Source organism: Aeromicrobium stalagmiti, assembly GCF_013283745.1.
GTDB lineage: Bacteria > Actinomycetota > Actinomycetes > Propionibacteriales > Nocardioidaceae > Aeromicrobium > Aeromicrobium stalagmiti.
Map to the genome: position 1 here is coordinate 425,462 of NZ_JABSTZ010000003.1, position 19,697 is coordinate 445,158.

Here is a 19,697-nt window from a genome sequence, read left to right on the forward strand (position 1 = left end):
GGTCAGGCCAGTCCCGGTGCTCCCCAGATCGCGAGCCACTTGGTGAGGTCGGGCTCGACCGGGACGTCGTCGGCGATGACCCCGCGTGCCTGCAGCTCCACGGCGTTGTCGCGGCGGTCGCTCCCGTCAGGCGCGAACGGGTAGAACGTGCCCTGCTTGTAGAGGTAGACGAGACCGAACGGGCGGCCTGCAGGTGTCGCGAACACCACGGTCGAGCACAGCAGTGCGGAGCCGAACCCGGCGTCGACGAGGGAGGAGTTGACCGCGTGCAGGTCGGTCACGAGCCCCGACACGTCGGCGTCGGTGCGGGTCACGGTGAGCCAGTGGAACCCGAAACGGTCCTCGCTGCGCGTGACGGTCGACCCGGGGCTCGAGGTGATGAGCTTCTCGGCCTCGGCCATGACCACGTCGTCAGCCGTGCCCTCGACGTCGCGGAAGCACACCGAGCCCGCACCGCTGACCGTGAACCCTTCGGTCTGCAGGGAGATCGAGGCCTGCGGCACGGCGAACAGCACGTCCAGGTCGGCCGGGGGTGGCTTGCTGCGTCCGAGGATCGAGTCGAAGATGCCCACCCGGCGAGGCTACCCCTGCTCGGACAGCTCGGCGCTGACCCTGGCGAGCTGGTCGAGCCGCTGCTGCAGCGGCGGGTGCGTCGAGAACAGCGCGCCGATCGCCTCGCGGTTGATCGCCGGGGCGAAGAAGAACGCGCTCATCGCCTGGCTCTCACGCAGGTCGCGGTTGGGGATGCTCGCCATCTCGCCCGAGATCTTGACCAGCGCCGACGACAGCTTGGACGGGCGGCCGGTCATGTAGGCGCCGCTGCGGTCGGCACTCAGCTCGCGGTAGCGCGACAGCGAGCGCGTCAGGACGAAGCTCACGGCGTAGACGAGCAGGCTGACGAGGAACACGACGATGAAGGCGGGCCCGCCGTTGTTGTTGTCGCGGCCGCGACCGCCGCTGAACATTCCGCCGAAGTACATCCCGTAGCGGGTGATGAACCCGGCGAGCAGGCCGATCGACGAGGCGACCGTCATGACCGTGACGTCGCGGTTGGCGACGTGCGACAGCTCGTGCGCCAGGACGCCCTCGAGCTCGTCGGCGTCGAGGCGCTGCATGATGCCGGTCGTGACGCACACCGCGGAGTGGCTCGGCGTCCGACCCGTGGCGAAGGCGTTGGGCATGTCGGTCACCGCGACCGCGACCCGGGGCTTGGGCATGTCGGCGAGCGCGCAGAGCCGGTCGATCATGGCGTGCAGCTCGGGCGCCTGGTGCGGCTCGACCACCTGCGCCTTCATCGACTTCAGGGCCAGCGAGTCCGAGAAGTACCACTGGCCCCAGGCCAGTCCGAGGACGATGACGAAGCCGAGCGCCCCGACCGGCGTCTGGTAGAGGATCGCGGCGAAGGCGAGGTAGAGCACGCCGAGCCCGAGGCTGACGCCACCCATGCGGAGCGTCAGCCCGCGATCACTCCTGAATCTGCTGCGGGCCACGATCGTCCTTCCGGTGGGTGATCTCGTCGAGCTGGCGGTCGACCTCGGCCCCGTCGAGGGCGGCGTCGAACTGGCGACGCAGCGCGTCGTCGGCGGACTCCCCCGGCTTGCTGACGATGCCCTCGGCGACGAGCTCGTCGACGGCGTCCGACCTGGCCTCCAGCTCGCGGGTGCGACGCTCGGCCGCCTCCATCGCCTGGCCGACGTCGCTGACGGTCGACCCGATGCCGCTGGTGGCGCTGTTGATCTCGGCGCGGGCCGCAGCAGCGGTGTGGCGGGCGGCGAGGGTGTCCTTGCGGACGCGGAAGCCCTCGACCTCCTGCTCGACCTTCATGGCGGCGAGCTCGAGCTTGTCCTCCTCGGCCTTGAGGTCGGCGCTGCGCTGCTGCAGGTCGACGGCGGTCTTCTCGAGCGTCACCTTGCGGGTCAGCAGGGCACGAGCCTCGTCGTCGTTGCCGCCGGCGACGGCCTGCGCGGCCTGGTCGTCGAGCTGGGCAGTCTGCTGACGGATCGACGCGAGCTGCAGCTCGACCCGCTTGCGGCTCGTCGCCACGTCGGCCACGCCGCGGCGGACCTGACGCAGCAACGCCGTCTGGGTGCGGTAGGTCTCGTCGAGCCGGTCCTTCAGCGCACCGACGTCATCGCCGGCGCGCTGCGACCGGAAGATCTGCGCGATGCGCGTCCAGATGCTCATGCCGCCCCACGATTCGTCGTCCGGTGCCGACTGACTGTCACCACCGCCATGGCTTCCAGCGTACGGGGGCCCGCCAGCAGCCGGGTAGGGTTGCGCCCGTGGCAGACGAGACAGAGACCGGCAAGGGCCGTGCGACCCCCAGTCGCAAAGAGGCCGAGGCCGCCCGCAAGAAGCAGATGAAGACGCCGATGACCCGCAAGGAGCAGCGCAAGCGGGACATGGCGGTGCGGGAGGAGCTGCGGGTCAAGCAGCGCGAGGCGCTCAAGAACGGTGACGAGCGCTATCTGCCTGCCCGCGAGCAGGGCCCGGTCCGGCGCTTCTGCCGCGACTACGTCGACCGTCGCTACAACTTCGCGGAGTACCTGCTCCCGTTCCTGATCGTGCTGCTCATCCTGTTCGCGGTCGCCGGCAGCATCAGCGACTCCGCCACGACGATCCTGACCGCAGCGGTCTACCCGTTCGTCATCTTCGGCACGATCCTCGACGAGATCGTCCTGGTGCGCGGGCTCAAGAAGCAGCTCCGGGCCCGGTTCGGCGACGACGCCGTCAAGGGCTCGATCGTCTACTCGGTGCTCCGCAGCACGCAGCTGCGCCGCTTCCGCCTGCCCAAGGTGCAGGTCAAGCGCGGCGAGACGCTCGGCACCAACTACCGCTGAGGCAGCCGCCGGACGCCGAGGTCAGTTGATCTCGGCGTGCAGCGACATCGGGCCGTAGATCTCGGTCTCGCCGTCGAACAGACGCACCTGGTCGATGCCCTGCTCAAGCAGGTCGCCGAAGGCCTCGCCGACCCACGACTCGGCGTCGCTGCGGCTCTCGAACGCCTCGGAGCGACCGATCACGTCGCCGAGGGAGCTCTCGAACGTCCAGGTCCACGTCATGGTCATGACTCCTTCGTCGAGGGTTGGACGAACGGCGGCCGGGTGACCGTGAACGCCTCGGAGCGGCCGCGCACGTCGACGACCACCGTGGCGCCATCCTCGACTGCCTGATCGACGAGTGCAAGCGCGATGCCCTGACGCAGCGTCGGGGAGAACGTGCCCGAGGTGACCTCGCCGAGGTCGGCGCCGTCGGCGTCGACCACCGCCATGCCGGGCCGCGGGATGCCGCGCCCCTGGGCCAGCAGGCCCCGCAGGGTGCGGACGGTCTTCTCGGCCCGCTGCCTCTCCAGGACGTCCTTGCCCCAGAAGGCCGGCTTCTTCCAGCCGACGGCCCAGCCGGCCCGCGCCATGACCGGGCTGATCTCGGCGGACAGCTCGTGCCCGTGCAGCGGGTATCCCATCTCGGTGCGCAGCGTGTCGCGCGCCCCGAGGCCACAGGCCCGGATGCCGTAGGCCTCGCCCGCGGCCATCACGGCGTCCCAGACCTCGGTCGCGGACGCCTGCGGCACGACGAGCTCGTAGCCGCGCTCCCCCGTGTAGCCCGTGCGGCAGACGGTGATCTCCTGGCCGGCGATCGTGGCGTCGGCGAACGACATGTACTCGTGGTCGACCGGCAGGTCGAGCGCCTGCAGCACCTCGTCGCTGGACGGGCCCTGGATCGCAAGGATCGCGTAGTCGCGGTGCAGGTCGGTGACCTCGATGCCGGCCGGCGCGGCGGCCTGGAGCCGGGCGACGACCCCCGCGGTGTTGGCAGCGTTGGGGATGAGGAAGACCTCGAAGTCGCTGCGCAGGTAGGCGATGAGGTCGTCGACCGTGCCACCGTCCTCGTCGCAGCACAGCGTGTACTGCGCCTTGCCCGGCTCGATCCGGGCCAGGTCGTTGGTGAAGCAGGCGTTGACGAACTCGGCAGCGCCCGTGCCACGCACCAGTGCCTTGCCCAGGTGGCTGACGTCGAACAGGCCGACGCCCTCGCGCACCGCCTTGTGCTCGGCGAGCACACCTCCGCCGGCGTACTCCAGCGGCATGTCCCAGCCGCCGAACTCTGCGAGCTTGGCGCCGAGCGCCACGTGACGGTCGTGGAGGGGGGAATGCAGCAGATCCATGGTGATCAACCTAGAGGGTGGTCGCCTCGTCGCGAGCGGCAACCATAGAGTGGCTGACATGCCCACCGTCACTCTCAGCACATCGAAGCCGACCACTGCCCGCGCCGACGTCCTGATCCTCGGGATCCGGGGCGACGAGGACAAGGCTGAGCTCGCCGCCACCCTGGACCTGATGGGGTTCACCGGGGAGAAGGGCCAGACCGTGAGATTCCCCTCCGGCGGCCTCGCCAAGGCACCGGTCGTCGTCGCCGTGGCCCTCCCTGAGGAGCCGACGGCCGAGGACCTGCGTCGCGCCGCGGCCAAGGGCCTGCGCGCAGCGACCAACGCCACGAGCGTCGCGGTGGCGCTCCACCCGGCCGGTGTCGACGAGGTCGAGGCCATCGCGGAGGGCCTCGAGCTGGGCAGCTACCGCTACGAGGCCTACAAGTCGACCAAGAAGGGTGCGGCGAAGAAGCCCGAGATCACCAGCGCCGTGATCCTCACGCCGTTCGCGCGTCAGACGACCGCGACCAAGGCCGTCGAGCGGGCCGCCACCGTCGCGGCCGCCGTCAACGTGGCCCGCGACTGGGTCAACACCCCGCCCGGCGACAAGCGTCCCGCCGACCTGGTCGAGGCCTTCTCCCAGCACGCCGGGAACGACGTCAAGATCTCGGTGTGGGACGAGAAGCGTCTCGCCAAGGAGAGCTGCGGCGGCATCCTCGGGGTCGGGCAGGGCTCCGACAGCCCGCCGCGGCTGATGACCCTGACCTACGAGCCCGCCAAGCCCGTCTCGCACCTCGCCCTCGTCGGCAAGGGCATCACCTTCGACTCCGGAGGCCTCTCGATCAAGCCGGGCGCCTCGATGCAGACGATGAAGCTCGACATGGCCGGCGCCGCCGCGGTCGTCGCGGCCACGGTCGCGATCGCGCGCCTGGGCCTGCCGATCAAGGTCACCGCCTACGCGTGCATCGCCGAGAACATGCCGAGCGGCCGCGCGACCCGCCCCGGCGACGTCCTGACGATGCGCAGCGGCTCCACCGTCGAGGTGCACAACACCGACGCGGAGGGGCGGCTCGTGCTCGCCGACGGCCTCGCGCTGGCCGCCGAGTCCAAGCCCGACCACATCGTCGACGTCGCGACCCTGACCGGTGCCTGCGTCGTCGCCCTCGGCCAGCACACCAGCGGCGTCCTCGGCAACGACGACGGTTTCGGCGAGCGCGTCCTCGCAGCGGCCAAGACCGCCGGCGAGTCCATGTGGCCCCTGCCGATCGCCGAGGAGATGAAGGGGCTGGTGACGTCCTCCTCCATCGCCGACCTGCGTCAGCACAACCCCAAGCCGTACGGCGGCACGCTGTTCGCCGCGGCGTTCCTCCGCGAGTTCGTGGGCGACGTCCCGTGGGCGCACCTCGACATCGCCGGACCGTCGTTCAACGAGGGCGGCGCCTTCGACTACACCCCCGTCGGCGGCACGGGCACCGGCGTGCGCACCCTGGTCAAGCTCGCCACGGAGCTGTCCGGGTCGTGACCTCGCTCGACCCGACGACCACGGCTGCGCTCGACCGGCGACTCGCGGTCGAGCAGTCGACGCAGCGACTGCCCTCGGTCGTCGCCGCCGTCGTCCGGGCCGGGGAGCTGGTGTGGGCCGGCGCCGTGGGCGCGGTCGACGGCCGGCCGGACGGCGCGCCGGCGACCCCCGACACGCAGTACCGCATCGGATCGATCTCCAAGACGTTCGTCGCGGTCGAGGTCATGCGGCTGCGCGACGAGGGACTCCTGTCGATCGCCGACACGATCGGCGCCCACCTGCCCGAGGTGCCGTTCGGTCACGTGACGATCGCACAGCTGCTGACCCACACCTCCGGCCTGCAGGCCGAGACCGACGGTGACTGGTGGGAGCGCACCGCCGGCGGCTCGTGGGCCGACCTGCTCTCCACCGTCCCCGGGCTGCGGTTCACACCGGGCACCGCGTTCCACTACTCCAACGTCGGCTACGGCGTGCTGGGCGAGCTCGTGGCCCGGCTGCGCGGGCGTCCGTGGCAGGACGCGGTGCGCGACGGCATCCTGACGCCGCTCGGGATGCATCGCACGACGACCCGCCCCGTCGCCCCGTCGGCGCCCGGCCTCGCGGTGCACCCGCTCGCCGACCTGCTGCACGCCGAGCCCGAGCACGACGCCGTGTCGATGGCACCGGCCGGTCAGCTCTGGTCGACGGCCGCCGACCTCTCCACGTGGGCTGCCTTCCTCGGCGGCCGCACGCAGGGCGTCCTGGCGGACGAGACGCTGGCCGAGATGCTGCGACCCGTCGCGGTCAACGACCTGGCCGGGGCGGCCTGGGGCGGCGCCCACGGGCTCGGCTGGCAGATGTGGAACGTCGACGGCCGCCGGTACGCCGGCCACGGCGGGTCCATGCCCGGCTTCCTCGCCGGCCTGCGCGTCGACGTCGAGTCCGGCGACGGCATCGTCCTGATGACCAACGCGACCAGCGGCCTGGGCACCGCGACGACCGACCTGCTCGACCTGCTGCGCGAGCGGGAGCCCGTCTCGCCCGCACCGTGGCACGCCGACGCCTCGCAGGCGCCGGCGCTCGACCTGGTCGGGCCGTGGTTCTGGGGCACCTACGCGTTCACTCTGTCGCTCGACGGTGACGGCGGCTTCCGCCTCGGCGAGCCCGGTCAGGGCCGGGGGGCCAGGTTCCGTCGCGACGACCAGGGCTGGGTGGGCCTCGACGGCTACTACCGCGGTGAGCCCCTCAGGGTCGAGCGCGACGCTGCCGGCCGTCCGGCCCGCCTGGTCCTCGCCAGCTTCGTGTTCACCCGGACCCCGTACGACCCGACGGTCGAGGTGCCCGGCGGCATCGACGAGCATGGCTGGCACTGACGCCGAGCCGGGCGGGCCACAGACCTGGGTCAGTCGGGCAGACCGAGGGCGCGCGCGGCGTCCTCGACCGTGTCCCACTTCTCGCGCTCACCACCGAGGCGGTCGGGGTGGGCCTGCTTGCGGGCCTTGCGGTAGACCCGCATGAGGTCGTCGAACGACGGGTTGCTCGGCAGCGGGTCGGAGCCCGCGATCGACTCGAGCGTCATGATCGCCCGCAGCTCGCGAGGCGTCTGGGTCTTCGTGGCGGGAGCGCTGGGCGTCGACGACGTCGTCGACGAGGACCCCTTGGCCTTGCGCAGGTCGTACTCGCGCTTGCGCGCCGGGATCGGAACGAGGTTGGAGTCGTAGACCGGGATCTGCAGCTTCTTGCGGGCGAAGTCGTGGCCGGCCTGCGGAGACGCGACCCGGCGGCGGATCGACTCGCCGTCGTGCGCGACCAGCAGCAGGGTGGCCTGCGTGACCGAGGTCCGGGGCTCGATCCACGCCTCGACGCCGCGCCGGGACTCGGCGAAGTCGCGCAGAGCGGCGAGATCAGCGCGGCTCGCGTCGCGGTCCGAGACGGCGGCGCCGCCGGCGGTCCTGGCCTTCCGGCCCCGGAAAATTCCCATGGGACAAGTGTGCCCGATCGTCGGGAACGGACGGGCGAACCCCGGTGGCACGAGTCTTGCCGCGAGTGACAAGATGAGAAAGCACATCTTCTTTGGGAGGAAACCGTGGCGGACGGCGCCGGCAACAACTTCGACATCGTGATTCTCGGCGGCGGAAGTGGCGGCTACGCCTGCGCGCTCCGCGCCGTCCAGCTCGGCAAGACGGTCGCGCTGATCGAGAAGTCCAAGCTCGGAGGCACGTGCCTCCACTGGGGCTGCATCCCGACCAAGGCCCTGCTGCACACGGCCGAGGTCGCCGACCTGGCCCGTGAGGGCAGCACCTTCGGCGTCAACTCGACGTTCGAGGGCATCGACATGACGCAGGTCAACAAGTACAAGGACGGCGTCATCGACCGTCTCTACAAGGGTCTGCAGGGCCTCATCAAGTCCGGCGGCATCACGGTCGTCGAGGGCGAGGGCAAGCTCGTCGACCCCAAGACCGTCGAGGTGGGCGGCGAGCGCTACACCGGCACCAACGTCGTCCTGGCCACCGGCTCGGTCTCCCGCACGCTCGGTCTCGAGATCGGCGGACGGGTCATCACCAGCACCGAGGCGCTGACGATGACCGAGGTGCCCGAGAAGGTCGTCATCATCGGCGGCAGCGTCATCGGCGTCGAGTTCGCATCGGTCTGGAAGTCCTTCGGGGCCGACGTCACGATCATCGAGGGCCTGCCCACGCTCGTGCCGCTGGAGGACCCGACGCTCAGCAAGGGCCTGGAGCGCGCGTTCCGCAAGCGCAAGATCAACTTCAAGACCGGCGTCAAGTTCGACTCCGTCAAGCAGACCGACGACGGCGTGACCGTGACGCTCGAGAACGGCGACACGATCGAGGCCGACCTGGTCCTGGTCGCCGTCGGCCGCGGCCCCAACTCCGCCGGCATGGGCTACGAGGAGGCCGGCATCACAGTCGACCGTGGCTGGGTGCCCACCAACGAGCGCCTCGCGACCAACGTCGACGGCGTCTTCGCGGTCGGCGACCTCGTCCCCGGCCTGCAGCTGGCGCACCGCGGCTTCGCCCACGGCATCTTCGTCGCCGAGGAGATCGCGGGCCTGGCGCCCCAGCCGGTCGTCGACTCCGGCATCCCCCGGGTCACCTACTGCGAGCCCGAGATCGCGTCGGTCGGCATCACCGAGCCCCAGGCCAGGGAGAAGTACGGCGACGCAGGCGTCGAGACCATCGAGTACAACCTCGGCGGCAACGGCAAGTCGCAGATCCTCGCCACCGCCGGCACGGTCAAGCTCGTCCGCGAGAAGGATGGCCCGATCGTCGGCGTCCACATGATCGGTGCCCGCTTCGGTGAGCAGGTCGGCGAGGCGTCGCTGATGGTCAACTGGGAGGCCTACCCCGAGGACGTCGCGCAGTTCATCCACGCGCACCCCACCCAGAACGAAGCACTCGGTGAAGCCGCCCTGGCCCTCGCCGGCAAGCCCCTTCACTCGCACGCCTGACCCGGAGATCATCATGGCCACGTCCGTCACCCTTCCCGCTCTCGGCGAAAGCGTCACCGAGGGCACCGTCACCCAGTGGCTCAAGTCTGTCGGCGACACCGTCGCCGTCGACGAGCCCCTCCTGGAGATCTCGACCGACAAGGTCGACACCGAGATCCCCTCGCCCGTCGCGGGCGTCCTGCTCGAGATCAAGGCCGAGGAGGACGACACCGTCGAGGTCGGCGCCGTCCTCGCGATCATCGGCGAGGAGGGCGAGAGCACCGGCGGCGACGCAGCACCTGCTGCCGAGGCCCCGGCCGCCGAGGCCGCCCCGGCCGAGGCTCCCGCAGCCGAGCCCGCTCCGGCCGCCGAGCCGGAGCCCGCCGCGGTCGCCGAGGAGCGCACCCCCGAGCCTGCGCCGAGCGCCGAGGCGCAGCACGACGCTGCCGAGACCGCTCCGGCCCCGCAGGCCGAGACCGCACCCGCGTCCGGCGGAGGCACCGAGGTGACGCTGCCCGCCCTGGGCGAGAGCGTCACCGAGGGCACCGTCACCCAGTGGCTGAAGGCCGTCGGCGACGACGTCGCCGTCGACGAGCCGCTGCTGGAGATCTCGACCGACAAGGTCGACACCGAGATCCCCTCCCCCGTGGCCGGCAAGCTGCTCGAGATCCGTGCCGACGAGGACGAGACCGTCGAGGTCGGTGCCGTCCTGGCCGTCATCGGCGCCGAGGGCGCTGCTCCGGCAGCCGCCGCTCCCGCCCCGTCGGCTCCCGCCGCCGAGGCCCAGCCCGAGGCCGCCCCCGAGCCGACCCCGGAGCCCGAGCCGACGCCTGCGCCGCAGGCCGAGCAGGCACCGCCCCCGCCGTCCCCGGCCCCCGAGCCGGTCGCTGCCCCCGAGCCCACGCCCGCACAGCCCGAGACCCAGGCAGCCCCCGAGCCGGCTCCGGCGCCCGCCGCACCGGCCGAGAGCAGCGGCGACTCCTACGTCACCCCGATCGTCCGCAAGCTCGCGAAGCAGCACGACGTCGACCTGGCCGCCCTGACCGGCACCGGTGTCGGTGGCCGCATCCGCAAGCAGGACGTCCTCGACGCGGCCGCAGCCAAGCCGGCCGAGGCAGCACCCGCCGCAGCAGCACCGGCTGCCGCCGCGGCACCTGCCGTGGAGCCGTCGGAGCTGCGCGGCAAGACCGAGAAGCTCTCGCGCCTGCGCAAGGTCATCGCCTCGCGCCTGGTGGAGTCCCTCGAGATCTCGGCCCAGCTGACGCAGGTGCACGAGGTCGACGTCACCGAGGTCGCTCGTCTGCGTGCCCGCCACAAGGACGCCTTCCTCGATCGCGAGGGCGTCAAGCTCACCTACCTGCCGTTCTTCGCCAAGGCTGCCGTCGAGGCGCTCAAGGCCTACCCGAAGCTCAACTCGGCGCTCGACCTCGAGGCCGGCACGATCACCTACCCCGCCGGTGAGCACCTCGGCATCGCGGTCGACACCGAGCGCGGCCTGATCGTCCCGACGATCAAGGACGCGGGCGACCTGTCGATCGCCGGCATCGCCCGCAAGATCGCCGACGTCGCCGAGCGCACCCGCACCAACAAGATCTCGCCCGACGAGCTCTCCGGTGCGACGTTCTCGATCACCAACCTCGGCAGCAACGGCGCCCTGTTCGACACGCCGATCATCAACCAGCCGCAGGTCGCGATCCTCGGTGTGGGCGCGGTCGTCAAGCGTCCGGTCGTCGTCACCGACGCCCACGGCAGCGACAGCATCTCGGTGCGCAGCATGGCCTACCTCGCGCTGACGTACGACCACCGCATCGTCGACGGTGCCGACGCCGGACGCTTCCTGACTGCGGTCAAGCAGCGACTCGAGGCCGGCTCGTTCGAGGCAGAGCTGGGGTCCTGATCCCGTGCACGTCGTCATCGGTGGAGCATCGGGGTTCCTCGGCACGGCTCTGACCGCGCACCTGCGCGAGCGGGGCCACGAGGTCACGCGGCTCGTCCGCTCGGGGCAGCCCGGTGACGACGCGTCGGTGTGGGACCCCTCGACGGGCCGCATCGACCAGGTGCTCGTCGACCGGGCCGACGCGGTGGTCAACCTGTCGGGATCGCCGATCTCGAAGTGGCCGCGCACCAAGGCCCGCAAGGCCGAGATCCTGGCGTCCCGGCTCACCGCCACCGCCACGCTCGCCAAGGCGGTCGCCGGCTCGTCGACGCCGACGGTGTTCATCTCCGGGTCGGGCATGTCGTGGTACGGCACCGACCGCGGCGCCGAGCTCCTCACGGAGGCGGCCAGCGCCGGCACCGGGTTCCTCGCCGACGTCTCCCAGCAGTGGGAGGCCGCCGCGGCGCCCGCGATCGAGGCGGGTGCCCGCACGTGCTTCGTGCGCACGTCGCTCGTGCTCGACCAGGAGGGCGGGGTGCTCGCCCTGATGCTCCCCGCGTGGAAGCTCGGCGGCGGAGCCCGCCTGGGCAACGGCCGTCAGTACATGTCGCTCATCTCGCGGCACGACTGGGTCCGCGGCATCGAGCACCTGCTCGAGACCGACGGACTCTTCGGACCGTTCAACTTCGCGATGCCGGTCGCCGTCACCAACGCCGAGTTCACCGACGCGCTGGGTGACGCGGTCAACCGGCCGACGTTCCTGGCCGTCCCGGGGTTCGCGGTCAAGGCAGCCCTCGGCGGCCTCTCGGACGACCTGCTCGGATCGTTGCGCGTCGTCCCGCACGCGCTGACCGACTCCGGCTTCACCTTCAGCGAGCCCGATCTGCCCGCAGCGCTCGCCGTCGCCGTGTCGTGACCCTGCCGCTGCCCGAGCCGACCGGACCCGTCACGGATCCGGCGGCACGGGTCGTCGACTACCTCGACTTCTTCCGGGCCGAGGTGCGTCGCAAGGCGACGGGCCTGCCGGCGGACCGGCTCGCAGGGGCCGCGGTGCCCTCCGGCTGGACGATCACCGAGCTCGTCGAGCACCTCGTGCACATGGAGCGACGCTGGCTGGTGTGGGGGTTCCTCGGCGAGGACGTGCCCGCGCCGCACGGCGACCGCGACGCCGACGGCCGGTGGGTCACGTCCCGGCGGCTCGACGAGGTCCTCGACGCGCTCGACGCCGGCGGACGGCGCACCCGCGAGATCGTGACCCGCCACGACCCCCACGACGTCGCCTCGCCCCACGGGAGGTTCGCCGGCGACGAAGCGCTGCCGACCCTGCTCGGCATCCTGTTCCACGTGCTGCAGGAGTATGCCCGCCACGCCGGCCACCTGGACATCGTCCGCGAGCTCGCTGACGGACTCACCGGCGAGGACGAGGTCACGACCGAGGGCTGAGCCCGACCGAGCCCGCCAGGCGCCAGCCCTCGGGGGTGCGCTGGAGCGTGACCCGCCGCCGTGACGGCTGGTCGCGGGGCAGCTCGGTCGAGCTGCCGTCGCGCCAGGCGACCTGCGCCGGTGCCAGGACGTCGACGACGTCGAGCGTCACGCGCGCCGGTGTCGCCCTCACGACCCGGCACGAGAGCACCCTCAGCTCGGCACCCAGCACCCGACCGCCGCGGCGGGCGTAGGTCCGGATCGTGCGGCTGTCCTGGGTGCGTGCGCTGCTGCCCGCGACGTAGACCCGCTCGAGACGCCGTGGATCGGCGGTGGCGAAGGCAGCCGCCCGCTCGCGGTCGAGCGTCGCGAGCCGGGTGGCCCACTGGTCGTCCGGCGCGGGCGACGCCTGCCGCAGCACCAGGATGATCACCCACAGCCAGTCCATGCGACCACTGTCGTCGCCGAGGCCGCACGATGCACCCGCTCGTCCACAGGCGCCGGCGAGCTCCGGGCGTACCCTCGGGGCATGCACATCGGGCAGCACGCTCCGGCCGAGCACGTTATCGCCCACGTCAGCGACACCCACGTCGGCGCCGGCACCACGGTCTACGGGCGCATCCGCGCCGCCGAGCAGCTGCGCACCGTGATGGACAGGATCGTGGAGATCGCGCCAGACGCGATCGTCTTCACCGGTGACGTCGCCGACGCCGGGGAGTCCGCCGCGTACGAGACCGTGCGCTCCATCGTCGAGCCCGCAGCCGACCGGATCGGGGCCGAGGTCGTGTGGGTGATGGGCAACCACGACGCGCGCGCACCGTTCGCCCGGCACCTGATGGGCGTCGAGGCCGATCCCGACGCGCCCCTCGACCACGTCACCGAGCTCGACGGCCTGCGCATCGTCGCGATCGACACCACGATCCCCGGCTATCACGACGGGCGGCTCTCGGCCGCCCAGCTCGACTGGCTCCGCGACGTGCTCGCCAGCCCGGCTCCCCACGGGACGGTCCTCGCGATGCACCATCCGCCGATCCCGAGCCACATGCCGTTGATGACCGTGATCGAGCTGGCCGACCAGCACCAGCTCGCCGAGGCCGTCGAGGGAACCGACGTGCGCGTGATCCTCGCCGGTCATTACCACTACTCCGCCCACAGCACGCTCGGCTCCGTGCCGGTCCACGTCGGCTCGTCCACCTGCTACGTGGTCGACACGGGAGCCGATCCACGGGGCATGCACGCGGTGGACGCCCCCGTCGCCTTCGACCTCGTCCACGTCCACGCCGACCGTGTCGTGCACAGCTCGGTGCCGGTCTCCCCCGGCGCGCTGGTGCTCGACTACCCCGTCGAGTCGCTCGACCACGTCTCGGCGATGACCGCGGAGGTCCGTCGCGAGACGTTCGCCCGGGCCTCGGCCGACATCGATGCGATCGCGCTGGTCCGCGGGGATACGCTGGGCGGGTGACGACGATCGAGATCCTCGACGACTGGTACGGCCCCTCCGCGATCGACTTCGAGGACGCCTGGGAGATCCAGCGCACGCTGCACGCCCAGCGCGTCGCCGACGAGATCGGCGACACCGCGATGTTCCTCGAGCACCCGCCGGTCTACACCGCCGGGCGCCGCACCGAGCCGCACGAGCGGCCGTTCGACGGGACGCCGGTCGTCGACGTCGACCGTGGCGGCAAGATCACGTTCCACGGTCCCGGTCAGCTCGTCGGCTATCCCATCGCCAAGCTGCCCTCGCACGTCCTGGTCGTCGACTACGTGCGCCGGGTCGAGGAGGCCATGATCCGCGCCGCGGCCGATCTCGGCGTGGCCACCGGCCGCGTGCCGGGCCGCTCGGGAGTGTGGATCGCCGCCTCCGCGGCCCGCGCCGAGCGCAAGGTCGGTGCGATCGGCATCCGCGTCGCCCGCGGCGTGACGATGCACGGCTTCTCGCTCAACGCCGACGTCGACCTGTCGTTCTACGAGCGCTTCGTCCCGTGCGGCATCGCCGATGCGGGCGTGACCAGCCTGAGCGCCGAGCTGGGTCGCGACGTCACGGTGCGCGACGCCGCCGCCGCCATCGCCCCGCACCTCGCCGAGCTGCTCCAGTGGCAGCCCTACACGCCGGCGCCCGACCTCTCCGACCTGACGGAGAAGGCGCCGCTGATCCCGGTCGGCCGCCACGCCGTGCGCTGAGGCTCGGTCGCCGACGGTCAGTCGCGCAGGCGCATCGCCTCGGTGAAGCCGATCCGCCGCTCGGTCCGCATCAGCGTGCGCCCGTAGAGGCGGGCCGCGAACCGCACCAGCAGCGCCGCCCCGACGACGTTGACCAGCAGCGCCACCACGATCTGCCACGCCGGCACACCGCCCTCGGCCATCCGCGCCGGCATGATCATCGCCGAGACGACGGGGGCCATCGACACGATCGTCTTGACTCCCTCGCCAGCGGTGACCGCGATCAGGTAGGGCGCGAACAGGATGATCTGGCCGGGCATCGTGGTCGAGCCGAGATCCTCCTGCCGCGACGCCAGCGAGCCGGCCACGGCCCACAGCCCTGACAGGGCGACGAATCCGAGCACGAAGAAGACGACGTAGCCCGCCGCAGCAGGTCCGATCGACGACAGGAGCTCCGTCTCCCCCGTGGCGGCCAGCGCGACGGCCCCGGTGACGACGAGCAGCACGATCTGCGCCAGCGCGAGGACGGTGTTGCCGGCGATCTTGCCCCACAGCATCGCCCGGATGGGCACCGCCGCGGCCAGGATCTCCACGACCCGGCTCTCCTTCTCCTGCACGACGCTCTGCGCGATCGTCATGCCGAAGGTCACGGCGGTGATGTAGAACAGCAGGACGAAGACGAACGCCGTGAGCTGGCGCGCTCCGGAGTCCTCCGCGTCCGGGTCGAGCAGCCGCTCCGAGACCGTGGCCCCGGCCTGCAGCTCGGCCAGGTCGACGCCTTGTTCCTGGGCGTTGCTCTCGAGCGCGGACGTCGCCGCCACGCTCGACAGGGCCGCCGACAGCGAGGAGTCGACCTTGTCGTCGCCGACGACCTCGTAGCCGTCGTCGGAGGCCACCAGCACGGCGTCGACGTCGCCGTCCCTGACGGCCTGCTCGGCCGCCGCGACGGAGTCGAACGTCCGTGGCTTCGCGGACGACCCGTCGTCGGTGCGGTCGACCACGTCGGACGCCGCCGTGACCACGCCGGCGGCCTGCTGGTCGACGACGCCGACCGTGTAGTCCGTCGGTCGTCCGCCCAGGATCGACGTCAGCACGACAGTCGCGACGATGCCGACGACCATGGCCAGCAGGCTGTAGCGGAAGGCCTTTTCGTGGACGCGGGTCGTGATCTCGCGCTCGGCGACGACGCGCCAGGCACCACGGACGGCGGTGTCGCTGGGCTCGCGGGTGAGGGTGCTCATCGGATGGCCTCCCGGAAGATCGTGGACAAGGGTTGACGGACGGGGCTGAACTCGACCACCGGACCGCGCGACACGACCGCAGCCAGCAGGTCGGACGCCGTCGTGCCGTCGAGGTCGACGAGCGCCGTCGGTCCGTCGATGTCGCGCACGCGGATGCCTCGCAGGTCACGGATCCATGCGGCGTCGCCGGTCTCGAGGCGGATGCGGAAGCGGTCAGGTCCCGTGCCCCGGAGGTCGTCGACGGCCCCGGCCGCGACGACCCGCCCCTGGGAGAGGATGACCAGGTCGTCGCACAGTCGCTCGACCAGGTCGAGCTGGTGGCTCGAGAACAGCAGCGGCTTGTCGCCCGCCTCCTTGGCGAGCAGTGCCGCCATCGCATCGACCGCGACGGGGTCGAGCCCGCTGAACGGCTCGTCCAGCACCAGGGCCTCCGGGCGGTGGATCAGCGCTGCGGCGATCTGCACGCGCTGCTGGTTGCCGAGCGACAACGTGTCGAGCACGTCGCCTGCCCGGTCGCCGAGGTCGAAGTGGTCGAGCAGCTCGTGGGCGCGGCGGGTCGCCTCCGCCTTCTCGAGGCCGTGGAGCCGGGCGAGGAACACCAGCTGGTCGGCGATCTTCATCCGCGGATAGAGGCCGCGCTCCTCGGGCATGTAGCCGAAGCGACGGCGCTGCGCCGTCGAGATCGGCAGGCCGTCCCACCGGACCTCGCCCGACGTCGGGGACAGCACGCCGAGGATCATCCGCATCGTGGTGGTCTTGCCCGCGCCGTTCGCCCCGACGAAGCCGGTCATCCGACCGGGCTTGACGGTGAAGGAGACGTCATCGACGACGAGCGAGTCGCCGTACGCCCTGCTGAGGTGGGAGATGTCCAACATGGGACCCACGCTATGAACCGGGCCGCTGCGGCGCATCGGCCGCGAGGATGAGTCCGTGCTCATCCCTTCGGTGGAGGCTCCTCAGTCGCTGGATGCGTCCATCAGACCCGACTCGTGCGCGACGATGACGGCCTGCACCCGGTCGCGCACCTCGAGCTTGGTCAGCACCCGCGACACGTGCGACTTCACCGTCGCCTCGCTCACGAACAGCTCACCGGCGATCTCGCTGTTGCTGAGCCCGCGTCCCATCGCGACGAGCACTCCGTGCTCCCGGTCGGTCAGCTCGTCGAGGCCCGACGGCCGAGGACCGCGCTCGCGCTCCGTCGAACGGGCGATGACCCGCTGGGTCACCTGCGGAGCCAGCAGCGAGTGTCCTTGGGCGACGACCCGGATCGCGGAGACGAGGTCCTCCGGCGGGCAGTTCTTGAGCATGAAGCCGCTGGCCCCGGCCTGCAGCGCCGCGAAGAGGTAGTCGTCGTCGTCGAACGTCGTGAGGATCAGGACCCGGCACCCCGGCACGTGCTCGACGACCTGACGGGTCGCCTCGATGCCGTCCATGTGCGGCATCTGCACATCCATGAGGACGACGTCGGGTGACAGCGCACGAGCCCGGGCCACGGCATCGACCCCGTCCGACGACTCTCCCACGACCTCGAGATCGTCCTCGGCGCCCAGGATCATGCCAAAGCCCGTCCGCACGAGCTCCTGGTCGTCCGCCACCAGCACCCGGATCGTCTGCTCCACCGCACTCATCCCCTCACACCGCCACCGGGATGCGGACGCGCACCCTGAAACCGCCCTCGGGCCGCGGCCCGATCTCGTGGGAGCCGCCGTGCATGACGGCCCGCTCCCGGATGCCGGTCAGGCCGAAACCGCCCGACTCGACCGGTGCGTCGTCCCCGGTCGCGCGGCCGTCGTCGATGACCTCGACCTCGACCGAGGCCGGCTCGTCGTCGCCCGCAGCCGTGTAGCGGACGACGACCTCGCCGACACCCGCACGGGCGTGGCGCCGCAGGTTGGCCACCGCCTCCTGCGCGATGCGGAACAACGAGAGGCTCACGGTCGGCGGCACCTCGAACGGCTCCCCCACCTGACGGAACGTGACCACCGGCGTCCCGTCAGGGCTTGCGAGCGTGTGGAGGTCGGCCAGCCCGGGCTGCGGCCCTCGACCGTCGTCGTCGCCGTCGGCGCGCAGGAGCCCGACGAGCTGGTGCATCTGCTGCACCGCCTGGCGCGACGACCGCTCGATGAGCTCGAGCGACTGCCGCGCGTCGTCGGGGCGCGACCCGATGATGCGGCTGGCCCCGGCGGCCTGCACGCCGATGCCACTGACGTGGTGGGCCACCACGTCGTGCAGGTCACGGGCGATGCGCACACGCTCGGCCTGCACCGCGCTGTCACGGTCACGGTCCTGCGCCCGTCGTTGCGCCGCGGTCCGCTCGGCGATCTCCGCCTGCTGCCGGGCGCTGCGCCAGGCGCCGTGCCCCCAGGCCATGGCCCCGAAGAAGTAGATGACGTTGATCGCCAACGTGTAGGTGATCAGGGCGCCGTACCGGGGCAGCAGCCCGACCTGCGGCGCCGGCGCGGGAGCGTCGCGGACGAACTGCCACACCAGCCAGCCGAACATCGCCACGATCACGAGCGCGCTCGTGACCAGCAGCGACCGCGGCCGGCGCGACCAGGCCCAGGCCGAGTAGAGCGAGACGAACAGGATGATCTGCAGCGTGAAGATGACCCCCAGCATCGGCTGCCGCTCCCCGATGACGATGAAGATCGCCGACTCGGCGAGCAGGGTCGTCAGCGGGATGCGTCGTCGCCCGGCGAACAGCAGACCGGCCAGCGCGAACAGCGCGTGCACCAGGAGTGGGTCCTTCAGCTCGACGCCGGCTCCGCTGCGCCACACCTCCAGCGAGACCACCGACAGGACCGCCGCGACGACGCCCCCGACGGTGTCGGCGCGCACCTGGGCAGGCGTGGGCGCGGGGCGGCTCCAGCGGCGATCCAGGTCCAGCACAGGTCGAGCCTAGGCGACGGCCTGTCGTTTCCCGACCGGCGTACAGTGGGAGCGTGACTATCGCACCTGAGGGCCGCAAGATGTTGCGCCTCGAAGTCCGCAACGCCGAGACCCCCATCGAGAAGAAGCCCGCGTGGATCAAGACCCGGGCGAAGATGGGTCCTGAGTACAACGAGCTGATGAAGCTCGTGAAGGGCGAGGGCCTGCACACGGTCTGTCAGGAAGCCGGCTGCCCCAACATCTTCGAGTGCTGGGAGGACCGCGAGGCCACGTTCCTCATCGGCGGCGAACAGTGCACCCGTCGCTGCGACTTCTGCCAGATCGACACCGGCAAGCCCGATCCGCTGGATCGTGACGAGCCGCGCCGCGTCGCCGAGTCCGTGCAGAAGATGGAGCTGCGCTACGCCACGATCACCGGCGTCGCCCGTGACGACCTGCCTGACGGTGGCGCCTGGCTGTATGCCGAGACGGTCCGCAAGATCCACGAGCTCAACCCGGGCACCGGAGTCGAGAACCTCATCCCCGACTTCAACGGCATCCCCGAGCTGCTGACCGAGGTCTTCGAGTCGCGTCCCGAGGTGCTGGCGCACAACGTCGAGACGGTGCCGCGAATCTTCAAGCGCATCCGTCCCGCGTTCCGCTACGAGCGCTCGCTCGACGTCATCACCCAGGCGCGCGACTTCGGCCTGGTGACCAAGTCCAACCTGATCCTCGGCATGGGCGAGACCCGCGAAGAGGTCAGCCAGGCACTGGTCGACCTGCACGAGGCCGGCTGCGACCTCATCACGATCACGCAGTACCTGCGCCCGTCCAAGCGCCACCACCCCGTCGAGCGGTGGGTCAAGCCCGAGGAGTTCGTCGAGCTCGCGGCCGAGGCCGACAAGATCGGCTTCGCCGGTGTCATGTCCGGTCCGCTCGTCCGCTCGTCCTACCGCGCGGGCAACCTCTACAAGCAGGCCATCGCCTCCGGACGCGGCATGGGCTCCGCAACCATCGCGCCGTAGACTGACCGG

The 19,697-nt window shown here is 71.4% G+C and carries 21 protein-coding genes; 10 read left to right on the forward strand and 11 right to left on the reverse strand.

Annotation, left to right across the window (positions count from 1 at the left end; all coding sequences use genetic code 11):
* Nucleotides 1-2: 2 nt before the first annotated feature.
* Genes pspAB through HQK15_RS14440 form a run of 3 tightly spaced genes read right to left on the reverse strand, consistent with a single transcriptional unit; the run spans nucleotide 3 to nucleotide 2,184 of the window.
* Nucleotides 3-572, reverse strand: a complete 570-nt coding sequence (gene pspAB, locus HQK15_RS14430) for a PspA-associated protein PspAB (RefSeq protein ID WP_173492169.1) — start codon at nucleotides 570-572, stop codon at nucleotides 3-5.
* Nucleotides 573-581: 9 nt separating this feature from the next.
* Nucleotides 582-1,490, reverse strand: coding sequence for a zinc metalloprotease HtpX (gene htpX, locus HQK15_RS14435; protein WP_173492170.1), 909 nt, complete (start codon nucleotides 1,488-1,490; stop codon nucleotides 582-584).
* Nucleotides 1,465-2,184, reverse strand: a complete 720-nt coding sequence (locus HQK15_RS14440) for a PspA/IM30 family protein (protein WP_173492171.1) — start codon at nucleotides 2,182-2,184, stop codon at nucleotides 1,465-1,467. The genes htpX and HQK15_RS14440 overlap by 26 nt, the downstream gene beginning before the upstream one ends.
* A gap of 98 nt (nucleotides 2,185-2,282) precedes the next feature.
* Between HQK15_RS14440 and HQK15_RS14445 the strand changes: the two genes are divergently transcribed.
* Nucleotides 2,283-2,840 carry a DUF3043 domain-containing protein gene (locus HQK15_RS14445; protein ID WP_173492172.1) on the forward strand — a complete coding sequence of 186 codons (558 nt, stop codon included), beginning with the start codon at nucleotides 2,283-2,285 and terminating at the stop codon, nucleotides 2,838-2,840.
* A gap of 21 nt (nucleotides 2,841-2,861) precedes the next feature.
* On the opposite strand, the gene HQK15_RS14450 is transcribed toward HQK15_RS14445, so the two are convergent.
* Nucleotides 2,862-3,062 (reverse strand): YegP family protein, encoded by a 201-nt coding sequence (locus tag HQK15_RS14450; protein ID WP_173492262.1) that lies wholly within the window; start codon nucleotides 3,060-3,062, stop codon nucleotides 2,862-2,864.
* A 2-nt stretch (nucleotides 3,063-3,064) separates the two neighbouring features.
* Nucleotides 3,065-4,165, reverse strand: coding sequence for a glycine cleavage system aminomethyltransferase GcvT (gcvT, locus tag HQK15_RS14455; protein WP_254451002.1), 1,101 nt, complete (start codon nucleotides 4,163-4,165; stop codon nucleotides 3,065-3,067).
* Nucleotides 4,166-4,223: 58 nt separating this feature from the next.
* On the opposite strand from gcvT, the gene HQK15_RS14460 reads away from it, so the two are divergent.
* Nucleotides 4,224-5,669, forward strand: a complete 1,446-nt coding sequence (locus HQK15_RS14460) for a leucyl aminopeptidase (RefSeq protein WP_173492174.1) — start codon at nucleotides 4,224-4,226, stop codon at nucleotides 5,667-5,669.
* Nucleotides 5,666-7,021, forward strand: a complete 1,356-nt coding sequence (locus HQK15_RS14465) for a serine hydrolase domain-containing protein (protein WP_173492175.1) — start codon at nucleotides 5,666-5,668, stop codon at nucleotides 7,019-7,021. The genes HQK15_RS14460 and HQK15_RS14465 overlap by 4 nt, the downstream gene beginning before the upstream one ends.
* A 29-nt stretch (nucleotides 7,022-7,050) precedes the next feature.
* Here the strand turns inward: HQK15_RS14465 and HQK15_RS14470 are convergent, their stop codons facing one another.
* Entirely contained in the window at nucleotides 7,051-7,629 is a 579-nt protein-coding gene (locus tag HQK15_RS14470; RefSeq protein ID WP_173492176.1) for a hypothetical protein, read from the reverse strand.
* 105 nt (nucleotides 7,630-7,734) lie between these two features.
* On the opposite strand from HQK15_RS14470, the gene lpdA reads away from it, so the two are divergent.
* Genes lpdA through HQK15_RS14490 form a run of 4 tightly spaced genes read left to right on the forward strand, consistent with a single transcriptional unit; the run spans nucleotide 7,735 to nucleotide 12,415 of the window.
* Entirely contained in the window at nucleotides 7,735-9,117 is a 1,383-nt protein-coding gene (lpdA, locus tag HQK15_RS14475) for a dihydrolipoyl dehydrogenase (protein WP_173492177.1), read from the forward strand.
* Nucleotides 9,118-9,130: 13 nt separating this feature from the next.
* On the forward strand, nucleotides 9,131-10,993 hold the full coding sequence (sucB, locus tag HQK15_RS14480; RefSeq protein ID WP_173492178.1) for a 2-oxoglutarate dehydrogenase, E2 component, dihydrolipoamide succinyltransferase: 1,863 nt from the start codon (nucleotides 9,131-9,133) through the stop codon (nucleotides 10,991-10,993).
* Nucleotides 10,994-10,997: 4 nt separating this feature from the next.
* A complete protein-coding gene (locus HQK15_RS14485) occupies nucleotides 10,998-11,888 on the forward strand; it encodes a TIGR01777 family oxidoreductase (protein ID WP_173492179.1) in 891 nt (296 codons plus the stop codon).
* Nucleotides 11,885-12,415 carry a mycothiol transferase gene (locus HQK15_RS14490; RefSeq protein WP_367649197.1) on the forward strand — a complete coding sequence of 177 codons (531 nt, stop codon included), beginning with the start codon at nucleotides 11,885-11,887 and terminating at the stop codon, nucleotides 12,413-12,415. The genes HQK15_RS14485 and HQK15_RS14490 overlap by 4 nt, the downstream gene beginning before the upstream one ends.
* On the opposite strand, the gene HQK15_RS14495 is transcribed toward HQK15_RS14490, so the two are convergent.
* Nucleotides 12,399-12,842: a hypothetical protein gene (locus tag HQK15_RS14495; protein WP_173492180.1), complete on the reverse strand. Its 444-nt coding sequence runs from the start codon at nucleotides 12,840-12,842 to the stop codon at nucleotides 12,399-12,401. The two genes, HQK15_RS14490 and HQK15_RS14495, sit on opposite strands and share 17 nt — an antisense overlap.
* Nucleotides 12,843-12,923: 81 nt before the next feature.
* On the opposite strand from HQK15_RS14495, the gene HQK15_RS14500 reads away from it, so the two are divergent.
* Together HQK15_RS14500 and lipB are read left to right on the forward strand one after the other, a co-directional pair.
* On the forward strand, nucleotides 12,924-13,856 hold the full coding sequence (locus HQK15_RS14500; RefSeq protein ID WP_173492181.1) for a metallophosphoesterase family protein: 933 nt from the start codon (nucleotides 12,924-12,926) through the stop codon (nucleotides 13,854-13,856).
* A complete protein-coding gene (gene lipB, locus HQK15_RS14505; protein WP_173492182.1) occupies nucleotides 13,853-14,575 on the forward strand; it encodes a lipoyl(octanoyl) transferase LipB in 723 nt (240 codons plus the stop codon). The genes HQK15_RS14500 and lipB overlap by 4 nt, the downstream gene beginning before the upstream one ends.
* Nucleotides 14,576-14,592: 17 nt before the next feature.
* Here lipB and HQK15_RS14510 read toward each other — a convergent pair whose 3' ends face one another.
* The 4 genes from HQK15_RS14510 to HQK15_RS14525 all read right to left on the reverse strand — a co-directional run bounded on the left by HQK15_RS14510 (nucleotide 14,593) and on the right by HQK15_RS14525 (nucleotide 18,684).
* Entirely contained in the window at nucleotides 14,593-15,795 is a 1,203-nt protein-coding gene (locus HQK15_RS14510; RefSeq protein ID WP_173492183.1) for an ABC transporter permease, read from the reverse strand.
* Nucleotides 15,792-16,670: an ABC transporter ATP-binding protein gene (locus HQK15_RS14515; RefSeq protein ID WP_173492184.1), complete on the reverse strand. Its 879-nt coding sequence runs from the start codon at nucleotides 16,668-16,670 to the stop codon at nucleotides 15,792-15,794. Before HQK15_RS14515 ends, HQK15_RS14510 begins: the two co-directional genes overlap by 4 nt.
* An 81-nt stretch (nucleotides 16,671-16,751) precedes the next feature.
* Nucleotides 16,752-17,423: a response regulator gene (locus HQK15_RS14520; protein WP_173492185.1), complete on the reverse strand. Its 672-nt coding sequence runs from the start codon at nucleotides 17,421-17,423 to the stop codon at nucleotides 16,752-16,754.
* A 4-nt stretch (nucleotides 17,424-17,427) separates the two neighbouring features.
* Complete coding sequence (locus HQK15_RS14525) at nucleotides 17,428-18,684, reverse strand: histidine kinase (protein WP_173492186.1); 1,257 nt, start codon at nucleotides 18,682-18,684, stop codon at nucleotides 17,428-17,430.
* Nucleotides 18,685-18,764: 80 nt separating this feature from the next.
* Between HQK15_RS14525 and lipA the strand changes: the two genes are divergently transcribed.
* Nucleotides 18,765-19,688 carry a lipoyl synthase gene (gene lipA / locus HQK15_RS14530; RefSeq protein WP_217361742.1) on the forward strand — a complete coding sequence of 308 codons (924 nt, stop codon included), beginning with the start codon at nucleotides 18,765-18,767 and terminating at the stop codon, nucleotides 19,686-19,688.
* Nucleotides 19,689-19,697: the final 9 nt, after the last annotated feature.